Genomic DNA, 12,807 nt, shown 5'->3' with positions numbered 1-12,807 from the left:
ACGCGCCGCGCAGCTTGAAGGAGAACACCGGCTGGTTGTCCTCGCGCTTGAGGAACACGGCGTTGCGCAGGCGCGCCGAGAGGTTCGGGGCGCGCTCGAGTTCGGTCTCGCGGGCAACGTCGTAGACACGCGCCGTGAGAATCTTGCGGAGATAGTCGTTTTCGTCGCGACGAGGCTGAGCGTAATCAATGGCTTCGGCGACTTCGGTGGCCTCGTTTGCTTCGGCGGTGGGGCGGCGTTGATGCACCTGCATGACGGCTCCTGTACTCACTTTCGTTTTGGCCAGGAGGCGGAAACAAAAAACCCGCCTCTTTGGGCGGGTTGTTGTCACTGCTGCCAGACGTACGCTAACCCACCATTCGTTGAATGGTGCTAATAATCAGCGCAATCGTGAAAAGGCGGCAGTTCATCCGAGCAAGGATGACCTGGGGGGCGGGCCTTGTCAATTGCTCACAATCTCGTTGATTGCAATGCACTACAAATTACGTCTTGTTTGCTACGTTTTTCGCTTGCCGTGGAGATCTCCATGGCTGGCACGCCAAAAAACGCAAAACAGCCTTGCCTCAGCTAACATGTTTCGTGAAACATTCTAGAAAACTGCATCTAACCCTTTGATTTTAAATCAGTATGCTCGATCCGATATTTTCTCTCGTCTGTTTCACGGATTCGACCCCGGTGGTGGCTCGCATACGGCCGGCGTCGCCGCTACAACAAAAAAGGGCGTCTGACGACGCCCTCCCCTGCTGCCGTTAGCCGACGTTCGCGATACTCAGGCCGCCGTCCCGGTCGTATCCATTTCCGAAGCCCACTGCTCGATGACCGCCTTCACGCGCTCGGCCAGACGTTGCTGATCGGAAGGCGCGATGCCCTTCAGGCTCAACTCCGCGCGCCCGTCGCCGAACAGCTTCAGTTCGCCCAACGCGACGCCGTCCGGTCGGTTGAACTGGACGCGGGACTGGTAGTGCGTACGGCGCGGTCCGACGCTGCGCGCGCCCGCTTCAGCCGAAGCCGCCGCCTCGAGCTTGCGCACGCTCGCCTTCCCTTCGATCACCTGCTGAAGCCAATGCTCGGCGACCGTTGCGCCGGCCCGGTCGAAGATCAGCTTGATGTTGTAGGCGTGTCCGAGTCCGACGTCCTTGCGATTCTGCGCCATTCTCTGCAGCAGATAAGGCGGCAGCGACGTGAGCGCAATCACCTTGCTGATGTGCTTCGGATCTTCGCCTACGGCCACTCCCAACTCGATCTGGTCGACGTAGACACGATCGTCGAGCAGCTTCTTCCACGCGAGCGCATCGTCGAATACCGTCTGCTCCTCGCGCTCCTTGTTGGCGTGATAGGCGCGCAGGTACAGGTTCTGGTTGTCGAGACCCTCGCGGACATCGGCGTCGATGAACTTGTCGCCGCGCGAACGCGCAGCGCGAATACGCCGCTCGCCGTCGACGATCACATATTGGCCGGGAAACGCCGCGAGTCTCGTGACCAGGATCGGCGTGATCTGCCCTTGCGTGGCAAAGCTTTCGGCCAGCTCGTCGATCGTCTCGGCGCTGTAGAACGCGCGCGGATTGTACGGATTGGAGACGACATCTTCGACCGAAATCTTTCGGACCGCATGCAGCGAAAGCGGTGCCTCGATGACTTCGGCAGGCTGGGCGGCCGGCGTGTCCGCGACGTTGGGCGCGCCCGCGTCGCGCTGCGCGATATTGACGACATCGGCTTCGGCGAGACGCTCGCCAGCCGAAACGCGCTCGGCAGCCATGCCTGCGCGGACCTTGCTGGTGAAATTCAGCTTAGCGGCCATCGACCATCTCCTCTTCTTCATCCTGAACCAGCGCGATGATCTCGTTGTAGACGGCGCTGATTTCGTCCTTCGCGACTTTCGTCCCGCGCACGCCGCGCACGTCGAAGACGGTGCGGCCGAGCGCTGCCGTCTGGCGATAGAGCTCTCGCTGTTTGATGGTTGCCGAAAATACGCGGACGTTGCTCTCGGCAAGGATGGCGCTCATCTGCGTGTGCAGGAGCGTCTTCGAATTAGATTTATTCAGCAAAATTGCGAATTTTCCGGCCGGGTTGGCCACGCGGGTTCGCTCGACCAACTCCATCATCCCTTCGCTACTCCAGATGTCGATCGGCGACGCATCCGTCGGAATGACAGTGGCGTCGGCGACGGCAAGCACTCGTGCGGTAGTCAGATCGTTGATATTGGGCGGGCAGTCGACGATGACGACGTCGTAGTCGTTCGCCAACGCGGCGATCTCCGGCCCAATCATCTTCTCCAGCTTGTGAATGCTGCCGACGCGGAACGGCAGAGGCGTTTCGGGACCTGCCGCTGCACACCAACTCATGCAAGATTGCTGACCGTCGGCATCGGCGACGTAGACCTTATAGCCTTCCGCCTGAAATGCCCCAGCCAGATTCATGCTGGTGGTGGTTTTGCCAACCCCACCTTTTTGGTTCGCTACGGCTATCACGAGACCCATTCGTTTCTCCATGCAATTGTTCAACAGCGGACGAGCCTCCGAGGCGCACTCTCCACGTGGAGACTCCAGCAAGTCATTCGAGAGTCTAATGGCAACTTAAAGTAAATTCTAGGATTTCCGTCTCAGACGTTGTCAGTTCACAACCAATTGGTCGAACGGATAAGGATTGGACGCACCGGAGAAGGTTGGCGAGCGGGCGGATTGACTGGATTGCGATATTTCAACGACAGTGAAAGCCGATCTCCACGTGGAGATCGCAGACTGCTGCCATCGTGGATGCCGAGCCCGCGCGCTCGTAGCTCAATTAGACACAAGATCTTTGCACAGTCCTGTAATGCGTTTGTGACGGTGGGGAGGGAGAAGGTTTGAATTGGGAGGAAGCACCGGAGCAGTATTTTCCCGCGGAGGGCGTTGAGGGCTATCGAGCAAATCTCCACGTGGAGAGTCATCGGCTTGACCTCAATTTGCCCCTCGCTGTGAGTGCGCAGTGACTGAGCCAGAAACGATCAGCCTGTACGGGTAGCCAGCGAATCTCCACGTGGAGATTCAGCAATCGCCATTCGAGAAAAATACTAGCGCGTGAGTAGCTGGTATCCAGGATGGCAGGATGGGTTGTCACAGCAAGCGAGTACTGTCCACTACGAGTGAGTCTGCGAACCTGTACATTCAGGATTATTTAAAGCAGCGACTCTCCACGTGGAGATCAACGCGAACAGCACCAGGTAACCAAGCGGCATCAGCAGCGTGCTGCGAGCCGAGACGAATCACGAATATCACTCCGCGGCACTCAAGCAGTCGAAGCCGGGCCCACCACGAAGAAATCCACCCTGTCTAACAAGCAGAAGAATCAGAATATATATTTAGCTACGATTTCTACGTCGTTATATTTAGCCAAATTTCCTTGCCCGAGGCCCGTGTGTCCTCACAGCGAATCGCACAAAAAAAACGGCGGCCGAAGCCGCCGTCCCGCTTCTTCGATCGCCTTCACTCGTCTCGCGCTTTCAACGCAAGATCGATTTCCGCAGCCTGCAGGCCTTCGCCCCCAGCGGGCGCCTGTTGTCCGCTCAAGAGGAATTCGAGCAGATCGGCAGCAGTCGGTTGGCCCCAGGTGTCGAGCACCACCCAACGGAAGAAGTTCGTCGACGCCATCTTGCTCGGCACCTTCGCCGTCGACACCTTGAGCTTGTCCATGCCGACCGTCTCGTTATAGCGCTTGATCAGCGCAGTCTGGTCGTCGTACTCGAGCTCATTGAAGTAGGCGCGCGCCTCATTGATCTTCGCGGCGATATAGCGGTCCTTCACCTGATCCTGACTTTCGCGCGCGCGGCCAGCGTCGGCGGCGGGCGAGGCGGCATTCGCACCGGGCAACTCGTAGCCCTCGGTCAGCGCCTTGCGGAAATACGCCGCCACGTTGGCGAGCGGCGCCGAATTTTTCTGCGCCACCCGCGCCGCGGTATAGGCCACCGCCGTGCGAATCTTGTCCTCGCCGTACTGCTTGAGCAGGCGCCGCGCCTCGGAAACCGGGATGCTGAACTTCGACATCTCGCCGATCAGCAGCGTTTCGTTTGCCCGCAGTTCCTGGGACGGATCGGTCTCCGGCTTGCGGGTCACACGGAACTGCAGGGCGACGACCGAGCGTCCCACCTTGTGCTCGATGAGCTCGAAATTGTGATCCGATATCTCGTTGACTTCCTTGATGCAGGGCACCAGCACTCGGCTCTTGAACTGCTTGTAGAGCTTGTACGATTGCGCCGAAGTATCTTGCCCAAGGATCAGGTCGCGCAGCGTCGCGAGCGGAAAGCGCGCCGTCACACCCACGGCCTCGTAGCGAACGACGTTCTCCCACAGCGCGAGCGAATGCGCCTTCCTGAACTGACGCGTGATGCGCATATCGATCATCGCGTAGATTTCAGGATTGAGCAGTTCGCCGCGAATCTGTTCGGAGAAGGTGTAGCGCAATACCGATCGCTCGAGTTCGGCGCCGGCGAGCAAACCGGAGGCCTTCCAGATGCTGCGTTTGTCCTGCGTGAGGTAGTCCCAGTTGACGACCGTGCTGATGAGCGAGTTGATCGTTTCCTTGACGTACTCGGTGTTGTTACTGTTCAGATCGACGTCCTGGGAGAGGGCGGAGATCGTGATCTCGAACGACGAGCGGCCGCGGTCGAGGGAATCCTGGCGAATGGCGTTCTTGATCAGCGAGCTGAACATCTTGCGCTGCTGCAGGCTGATCGATCCGGACTTCGGAGCGATATGAATCGCCGGAACGGCCTTGCGGAACAGATCAGGCGGCTGGCCTTGCTGGAATACGAGTGCACCTTGTTTGTCGGCGTCGCCGGCTTCGGCCTTTTTTCTTGCCATATGACCCACGTTGAAAGGGAACCTGGTCGGTTGGTAACTGTATACCAAGCGACCAGGTGACTCAAGGCCGCAAACGCAATCGTGACGCGGCACGACACCCAAGCGCGAAGAGCATTGACAGCCGCTGATTCTCTGCCTCGACGGCCACCGCGAAGCGCTCCGCAGCGCTCAGAGCAGATCCCGCGCATGAACCCATAACTGGTGACCTTTGTATCGCCGAACCCGGAAACGCGTCCCATAGCTCGTGACCTTTAGGCAGGATGTGAGTACTCACTCAGTGAATTGAGCCTCGACAGGTAGCCATCCATGGGATTTTTCATGTGGCTAGTCGGGCTGTAGCTCGGAGCAGGTGGGCCAAGCGAAGCCACGTTCCTGACGCCCATAAATGGTGACCTGAGCTGGCTCCCATAGATGGCTACCCACACGGGGCAAAATGCGGCTCCGGAGATCCGCGAATCAGCAGTTGCCCCCATAGCTGGTGACCCATACCGGATCCCATAGGCTGTTACCTTGGTCGAGCTGGCGTCTCCACATGCAAGGATTCATGCGGGGGAGCCGATTCGCCGCTCGATGACGCAGGAATTCCTCTCCCGCGAAGCCACCATATCTGGTTACCCAAGCCGATTCCCAAAGACGGTTACCTGAATCCAGGCGAGCAGGCCTCTAAAACGCCTTCAGGAAAGGCGCCCGTCCCATAAGCGGCGACCTTCCATGACTCCCATAAACGGCGACCTGAAGGCAAAACCGCTCCTTTTCCCATAGTGGGCAACCTTCCCCCCATATCCACAACCCGTAAACCCCATGCCCGGCTACCGAAGTCCCATATCCACAACCCCGAACTCCCATACCCGGGACCGCAAATCCCATAACACGCCACCAAATCGGCCGCAAAGCCTTGCCTGGTAAGGGTTTGAGGCGCCTAAAGGTTTACTAAAGTTGTTAAAGCGTAAAAGGTAAACACTGAAACACGCGTTCGATGAGAAAGACGTCTCCCAAAACCGGGGACCTTAATGCATGTGAGTGGTCACCAACCTCCGTAACCCCATTCCTGGTTACCTAGCCGGTCTATCAATGCTCTGCGGGCACCATAGAGCATTACCTAAGCCCCCTCTTCTTGAGAATCAACATTTAGAGCGCTAAGCATCTCATTGATTTGATGGAAAAAAGACTCTAATGGTCTCCGCCTATGGTGCTGTTCTTCGCTCAAAGGTAACTGCCTATGGGATCGGCTCAACTGCTACAGAACCCTGCGGAACACGGCCACGAAGCGTCCTGCCCGCCCTGGACGCCCACTCAATCCAGGTCGCAGGAACTAGCAACCTGGAGAACGCACGCGTGAGCCAACCGTTCTTCCCATTTCCGGTTACCCACCTCAGGTCACCAAATATGGGATCAGCCAAAGGTCCACATGAGCGGCGACCCAAAGCGATCCCGGAAAGCTCGGAGGAAACCGGGCAAGGTGCACTGCACAAAGACCACCGGTGACCTACGGGCCGCCGAGTACCCCGATCTCAGTCTGAATTCGCGGGAAAGGTCACCGCGGCCGCGGTGTGCTGCGGCAGGCAATCGCTGCGGTACACGTCCGCGAGACGCTGCTGCGCGGCTTCGATATCGGCGGGATAGTTCTCGTTGTCCTCGTTCGGTTCGTAGCCTACCGCCTCGAGTTCCTTGAGTTCCCGTATCAGGTCCGTATGCGTGACCTCGTGGGCCGGTTTGACGAACGGGTAGCTGTGGCATTCCTGCTGAGTCAGATGCGGCGCGGCGACCGCACTTACGCTCAACGCTCCCACAAACGGCACCCATACGAACTTCAGCCATGACCTCATGATGAATCCTCCTTTTGATGAACCCGCAACGAAATGACAAAGCGCAAACGCGCGAAAAAGCGGATTCGAGGATAAGGAGATGCCGATGCAGGATCGGGCTCAGCCGGATGACAGAAGGTTCATCTACCCCACTCGCGCGTGACGCGAGACCTCGCGTACGCACGAATTGACAAAATGACAGGTTCACGTCACGCGCCAGTAAGAACATGACGCGCTCTTCATTGCCGTGATGCCGTTGTGTCGGGGGCGCGCCTCTATGATGGCCAGGCTCGAGCGCATCCGCGTTCGTGGGTTCGCCAGTGAGTCGGCGAGGCGACCATTCATTGCCATCGGGGGTAGCCATGTCAGTCTGCGAGAAAGCACCGCGCGCACGCGCGCCGGCCTTGCCCGACTCGGGGCCCTGCATGCGAGGCGCGCGATGAACCTGCCCGCCTGGGTGGCGCTCGGGCGTGGCCTGTTCGTTCCGGCGTCGTCGCGGGCGGCGCCGGACGTGCGGGACACTGGCCGCGACCACTGGCAGACGACCACGTTCCGCTGGTTCACCGCGTATGCAGCGATCTTCTCGCTCGCGTTCATGGCGCTGCTCGGCGTAATCGAATACTCGGTGACGCGCGCGATGATCCGCGAGACCGACAGCGGCCTGCGCTGGCAACTGCGCTACTTCGATTCGCGCAGCGACGCGAGCCTCGCCGGCGCCATCGACGCGCGCCTCAGACGCCCCGACCGGTTCGACAACTTCTACGGCCTGTTCGCGCCGGACGGGCGCTGGCTCGCCGGCGATATCCGCACGATACCCACGGGTCTTGCGCTTGGACACTACGGCCAGTCGCACGAGCACACGCGCGGCCAGACGTTTGCGCCCGATCCCGGCTCCGCGCGATCGTCCCTGCGCGCCATGGGCGAGATTCGACCCGATGGTGCGCGCCTCGTCGTCGCGCGCACGCTCTCCGACGTGCGCCACGTTCATGACGAACTGATGAAGGCGTTGATCGGCGGCGGTCTCCTGTGTCTGACCGGCAGCCTGTGCGCCGGACTCGTGCTGAGCATGCGGCAGATCCGGCGCGTCGCCCAGATCAAGCGCGCCACGCGACGCATCGCGAACGGCGACCTCGCGATGCGGCTGCCGGTCGCCGGGCGCGACGAACTCGACATGCTCGCGCATCTCGTGAACCGCATGCTCGACGAAGTCGAGCGCCTGGTGGGCGAGGTGAAGAGCGCCTGCGACGGCATCGCCCACGATCTGCGCACACCGCTCACGCGCTTGCGCCTGCGCCTCTCGCACGCCGCCGAAGCGATGGAGCAGCGCGGCGAGGCGGTACTCGCCGGCGTGCTGGTTGGCGCGCGAGGGGAGGCCGATGCCGTGCTCGACCGTTTCTCTGCACTCCTGCGCATTTCGGAGATCGGCGCCATCGATCGCCGCCGCGGTTTTGCGAGCGTGGCCTTGGCCGATCTCGTCCACGAGCTCTGCGAACTCTACGCCCCGCTTGCCGAGGAAAAAGCCATCGACATGTACGCCAGCGTCGCGCCGGTCGAACCCATTCACGCCGACCGCGCGCTGCTCTTCGAAGCGTTGAGCAATCTGCTCGACAACGCCATCAAATTCGCACCGCGCGGCGGCGCGGTGCAGGTCGAGTTGCGCACGGGCTCATGCGGACCGCAGCTCGCCATCGCCGACAACGGACCCGGTATCGCGCCCGGCGAACGCGCCGCGGTGCTGGGGCGTTTCTATCGCAGCGAGCGCACCCGCCACCTCCCTGGCACCGGCCTCGGGCTCGGCATCGTCTCGGCGATCGTGCGGCTGCACGATTTTCGCCTTGCCATTGACGCGGCGAATCCGGGGACGATCGTCACGATCGACTGCTGGACGCATCAGGCGCGCCACGGCCACGCGGGCCCGTAAGCGATGAGACTCCTGCTGTGCTCGTCATCGGCTGCCGAGCGAAGTTACCTTTACAAGGCGTTGAGCGAGAGCCTGAACAGCGTCGAGGTCGCCGACAACGTCGAGTACGCCGTCTATCTCGCGTCGCAGGAGCCGTTCGATACGGTGTTCCTCTGCGCTGCCGCGTCCGAGGCGCACGATGACATCGCCAGCGCGCTTGCGGCCTTCACGCGTTTGCCCGACGCGCCGGCGATCGTCGTTGCGCTCGCGCGCGCGACGCCCGCGGACTGCGCGCGCCTGCTGCGCGCGGGTGCCGATGCGTGCTTCGTGCAGCCCTGGTCCATTATCGAAATTCAGGAGCGCATGCTCGCGCTGCGCCGTGGCGCGCTCGTTCACGCGAGCGCACCGCTCGTGCGCCTCGACCCGTCCACGCGCGACCTCGTGGAGGGTATCCGGCGCGTGCCGCTCACCACGCGCGAGTATCTGCTCGTCGAATGCCTGCTGCGCCATGCGGGCGCGCCCGTCGCGCGCGAGCAGCTGATTCGCTATGCGTGGCCCGACAAAGCCGACGTCGAGCCGTCGAGCGTGAACCTCGTCGTGTCGCGTCTGCGGCGCAAACTCGCGTCGCACGGCGCGCATGCGAACGTCGAGACGGTGAACCGCTACGGCTATCAACTCGATCTGCACGCGCGGGAGCCAATCATCGGCGTAATCGATACGTAAGCGCCAGGGCACCGGGCTTGGCCGTATTGCCGTTGCAACCTTAAATTTAATTTCATGAAAGGTATCCCGGTGCGGCGCGGGCGCGACGGTAAACTCGAGGCTCCTGAATAGTCGTGCCGCCGGCACGACGGAGTGCGAGAAAGATGAGTCAGGTGCGCGTTTTGACGGTGGAGGACGATGCCGTCACAGCCAACGAGATCGTCAGCGAGCTGACGCAGCGCGGCTTTGCGGTCGAATGGGTCGATAACGGCCGCGACGGCATGGCGTGCGCGATGAGCGACGAATACGACGCCATTACGCTCGACCGCATGCTGCCGGGCGTGGACGGTCTCTCGATCCTCACGGCCATGCGCACGGTCGGCATTCAGACGCCGGTGCTGATGCTGAGCGCGCTTGGCGACGTCGACGAACGCGTGCGCGGCCTGCGCGCGGGCGGCGACGATTACCTCACCAAGCCTTTCGACCCCGAAGAACTCACCGCACGCCTCGAGGTGCTGCTGCGCCGCCGCCAGGCCGCGAGCGTCGCTCGCGAGACCGCGCTGCGCGTGGGGCCGCTCGAACTCGACCTCATTTCGCGCAAGGTGCGCCGCGACGGCGAAGAAGTCGTGCTGCTGCCCACCGAGTATCGCGTGCTCGAATTCATGATGCGCCATGCAGGCAAGACCATCACCCGCACCATGCTGTTCGAAGCCGTGTGGGGCTACCACTTCGATCCGGGCACCAACCTGATCGACGTGCACATGGGCCGCCTGCGCAAGAAAATCGATCCGCCGGGCGTGCCGCCGCTGATTCAGACCGTGCGCGGCTCCGGCTACATTCTCGGATAAACCGCTTTGTCGAGTCGTTCTCCTTCCGTCGCGTCCGCGCCGTTGCGCCGGCGCTGGCCCACTACGACATTCCGCTGGCTGTGCGCCTACACCGCGCTGTTCGGCGTCTTTCTTACGCTGCTGGTCGGCTTCATCGCGTGGACCGCGAGCACGACGATCGAGCGCGACGCCGATTCGATCATGGGCTGGCAACTCATCTACTTCGATTCGATTCCCGATGCGCAGTTGCCCGAGGCGATTCATCAGCGGCTCGAACACGAGCGCATGCACGTCAATTATTGTGGACTCTTTACGAGTGACGGCCGCTATGTCGCGGGCGACCTGCTCGCGCCGCCGCCGCACCTGACCTACACGCGCGAAGGCAGCACGCACGCCCATACGGTGAGGCTGCTCGATCGCGACGTTTCGCCCGTGGTCCGCGCCATGGGCGAGGTGCGGCCGAGCGGCTTGCGCCTCGTCGTCGCGCGCGACATGACGAGCGTGCTGCGCATTCGCAAGATCATGGTGCGCACGCTCGCTGCGGGCGCCGTGCTCGCGTTGCTTGCGGCCGCAGCAGGCGGCCTCGTGCTCGGCATGCGCCAGATCCGGCGCGTAAGCGAAATCCGCCAGGTGACCGAATGCATCGCGCGAGGCGACCTCGATCGGCGCCTGCCCGTGGGCGGAGACGACGAGCTCGATATGCTCGCCCATCTCGTGAACCACATGCTCGACGAAGTGGAGCGGCTGATGGGCGAAGTGAAGGGCGCTTGCGACGGCATCGCGCACGACCTGCGTACGCCGCTCGTGCATCTGCACACGCTGCTCGCGCGCGTGGCCGAGCGCGACAGCGTGCGCGGCGACGCCGTCGGTGCGGTGCTGCTCGATCAGGCACGCACCGAAACCGGCCAGTTGCTCGAACGCTTCCGCGCGCTGCTGCGGATCTCCGAGATCGGCACGCTGCAACGGCGCGGCGGCTTCGCGACCGTCGACCTGCGCGAACTGGTACAGGAACTCGCCGACCTCTACGAGCCGCTCGCCGAGAGCCGTGAACTCGAATGGCGCATCGCGGCCGAGCCCGTCGCCGAGATTCATGGCGACCGCGCGCTGCTGTTCGAGGCGTTCAACAATCTCATCGACAACGCCATCAAGTTCGCGCCGCAAGGCGGCGTGGTGAGCGTGACGCTGCGCTCGACGCCGCTCGGCCCCTTGCTCGAAGTGGCGGACAACGGTCCCGGCATTGCGCCTGGCGAGCGCGCGGCCGTCCTGCAGCGCTTCTATCGCGGCGAGGCGGTGCGTCATATCGCCGGCTCGGGCCTGGGGCTTTGCGTCGTGGCCGCCGTGCTGCGCGTCCACGATTTCGCGCTGCGTATCGACGACGCACGCGAACTGGCGGGCGAAAAGCCTGGTGGCCCGGGTACGCGCATGAGCGTGGAATGTTGGCCGCGCTCGCTCGCCTGACACCTCCCGTCCAGCCGTCGAGCACACTCGCCGTCATGCGCATCCTGCTCATCTCCCCGAATCACGCCGAAGGCGCCTGGCTGCAGAAGGCCCTGCAGGAGAGCGCGCATAGCCTGCAGCGCGCGGAAGATCTGCGCGACGGGCTTTTCGTCGCCGGAGAGGAGCCATTCGATGCGGTGATCGTCATGGCGCTCGACGGCGCGCTGCTGCCTGCACTGCACGGCATCCTGCCCGGGCTCGCCAGGGTCGCGGCTGGCGCGACGATCATCGCCGTGCTCGGCATCGAAGCGAACGCGAGCGAGCGCTCGAAGGTGCTGCGCGCGGGCGCCGACGCGTGCTTTCGCTACCCGTTCTCGTTCATCGAAATGCACGAGCGCATGCACGCGCTATTGCGCACCACGGCGGCGTGCGGCGGCCTCGTGCAGGGCGTACAGTCCGCGCCGGCCGCAAGCGGCGCACAGCCCGTCCAGAACGCGCCGCAGCTCGATGCCGGTACGCGCGAGATCGTGGAGGGTGCGCGCCGCGCGGAGCTCACGCGTCGCGAGTACCTGCTCGTCGAATGCCTGCTGCGTCAAACCAATGTGCCCGTGCCGCGCGACCAGATGATCCGCTACGCGTGGCCCGAGAAGGACGACCTCGACGCTTCGACCGTCAACCTCCTCGTTTCGCGGCTGCGGCGCAAGCTCGCGCGCGAGCGCATCGAAGCGCGCATCGACACCATCAGCCGCTACGGCTATCAACTGACCTTGCCGACGTTCGACTGACTCGCCGCGCTGAGGTAACCGTTTGTGGGAACCGGTTACCTATCCGCGTCCGGACGCGTGAGTTTGTTAACATCGAAAAGCAAACGGCACGCTGAGCGCGTGCCGTTCACCTGTGCCTGAAAAGCCCCGTCTGTCGTGCTTAGTGCGCGTAGAGCGTGGAGTTCAGGTACGCAAGCTGGCCGTCCTGCTCCGCCTGAACGAGCTCGTGGTACACCTCGGCGCGGGTCTTTTCATGGACCGCTTGCCCATAAGGGGGTACCCATGCTCCGGGCGCAACGGTGGGGGCCGTGTCGTTCGCCGCGACCTGGGTGGCTGCCGCGGGCTGGCTGGCTTGCGCGCCGGCCGCTGGTGCCGAAGTCTGTGCGAAAGCGGACGTGGTGGCGACGACACCGGTGATTGCAGCGATGATCATGAGAGCCTTCATGTGACTATACCTCCAGGGGTGAGATCGGTTAGCCGGTTAGCGAATGCGATAAATCGCATCCCGGTGTGAGTAGAATAGTTAGGTCACCCTAT

10 protein-coding genes and 1 pseudogene are annotated in these 12,807 nt (G+C 62.4%); 5 read left to right on the top strand and 6 right to left on the bottom strand.

Annotation, left to right across the window (positions count from 1 at the left end; genetic code table 11):
- The 5 genes and pseudogenes from AB4Y44_RS37170 to AB4Y44_RS37150 all read right to left on the bottom strand — a co-directional run.
- Positions 1 to 253 (bottom strand): annotated as a pseudogene (locus AB4Y44_RS37170) (hypothetical protein); the annotation flags it as partial.
- Positions 254 to 769: 516 nt separating this feature from the next.
- Positions 770 to 1,798: a ParB/RepB/Spo0J family partition protein gene (locus AB4Y44_RS37165; protein ID WP_368702287.1), complete on the bottom strand. Its 1,029-nt coding sequence runs from the start codon at positions 1,796 to 1,798 to the stop codon at positions 770 to 772.
- Positions 1,788 to 2,477, bottom strand: coding sequence for a ParA family partition ATPase (gene parA, locus AB4Y44_RS37160; protein ID WP_342924965.1), 690 nt, complete (start codon positions 2,475 to 2,477; stop codon positions 1,788 to 1,790). Before parA ends, AB4Y44_RS37165 begins: the two co-directional genes overlap by 11 nt.
- Before the next feature lie 984 nt (positions 2,478 to 3,461).
- Complete coding sequence (locus tag AB4Y44_RS37155) at positions 3,462 to 4,835, bottom strand: replication initiation protein (RefSeq protein WP_342924964.1); 1,374 nt, start codon at positions 4,833 to 4,835, stop codon at positions 3,462 to 3,464.
- Between the two features lie 1,511 nt (positions 4,836 to 6,346).
- Positions 6,347 to 6,661, bottom strand: a complete 315-nt coding sequence (locus AB4Y44_RS37150) for a DUF4148 domain-containing protein (protein ID WP_368702286.1) — start codon at positions 6,659 to 6,661, stop codon at positions 6,347 to 6,349.
- A 418-nt stretch (positions 6,662 to 7,079) separates the two neighbouring features.
- Between AB4Y44_RS37150 and AB4Y44_RS37145 the strand changes: the two genes are divergently transcribed.
- The 5 genes from AB4Y44_RS37145 to AB4Y44_RS37125 all read left to right on the top strand — a co-directional run bounded on the left by AB4Y44_RS37145 (position 7,080) and on the right by AB4Y44_RS37125 (position 12,291).
- Entirely contained in the window at positions 7,080 to 8,561 is a 1,482-nt protein-coding gene (locus AB4Y44_RS37145) for a sensor histidine kinase (protein ID WP_368702285.1), read from the top strand.
- A 3-nt stretch (positions 8,562 to 8,564) separates the two neighbouring features.
- The gene (locus AB4Y44_RS37140; RefSeq protein WP_368702284.1) at positions 8,565 to 9,263 is read left to right on the top strand and encodes a response regulator transcription factor; all 699 of its coding nucleotides are present in this window, start codon (positions 8,565 to 8,567) and stop codon (positions 9,261 to 9,263) included.
- A 152-nt stretch (positions 9,264 to 9,415) separates the two neighbouring features.
- Positions 9,416 to 10,090 carry a response regulator transcription factor gene (locus tag AB4Y44_RS37135; protein ID WP_368702290.1) on the top strand — a complete coding sequence of 225 codons (675 nt, stop codon included), beginning with the start codon at positions 9,416 to 9,418 and terminating at the stop codon, positions 10,088 to 10,090.
- Positions 10,091 to 10,096: 6 nt separating this feature from the next.
- Entirely contained in the window at positions 10,097 to 11,527 is a 1,431-nt protein-coding gene (locus AB4Y44_RS37130) for a sensor histidine kinase (protein WP_368702283.1), read from the top strand.
- The gene (locus AB4Y44_RS37125; RefSeq protein WP_368702282.1) at positions 11,503 to 12,291 is read left to right on the top strand and encodes a response regulator transcription factor; all 789 of its coding nucleotides are present in this window, start codon (positions 11,503 to 11,505) and stop codon (positions 12,289 to 12,291) included. The genes AB4Y44_RS37130 and AB4Y44_RS37125 overlap by 25 nt, the downstream gene beginning before the upstream one ends.
- A gap of 139 nt (positions 12,292 to 12,430) precedes the next feature.
- Here AB4Y44_RS37125 and AB4Y44_RS37120 read toward each other — a convergent pair whose 3' ends face one another.
- The gene (locus AB4Y44_RS37120) at positions 12,431 to 12,703 is read right to left on the bottom strand and encodes a hypothetical protein (protein WP_368702281.1); all 273 of its coding nucleotides are present in this window, start codon (positions 12,701 to 12,703) and stop codon (positions 12,431 to 12,433) included.
- Positions 12,704 to 12,807 lie beyond the last annotated feature (104 nt).

This window comes from Paraburkholderia sp. BR10937, assembly GCF_040965695.1.
GTDB lineage: Bacteria > Pseudomonadota > Gammaproteobacteria > Burkholderiales > Burkholderiaceae > Paraburkholderia.
This window is presented reverse-complemented; position numbering and strand designations above follow the sequence as displayed.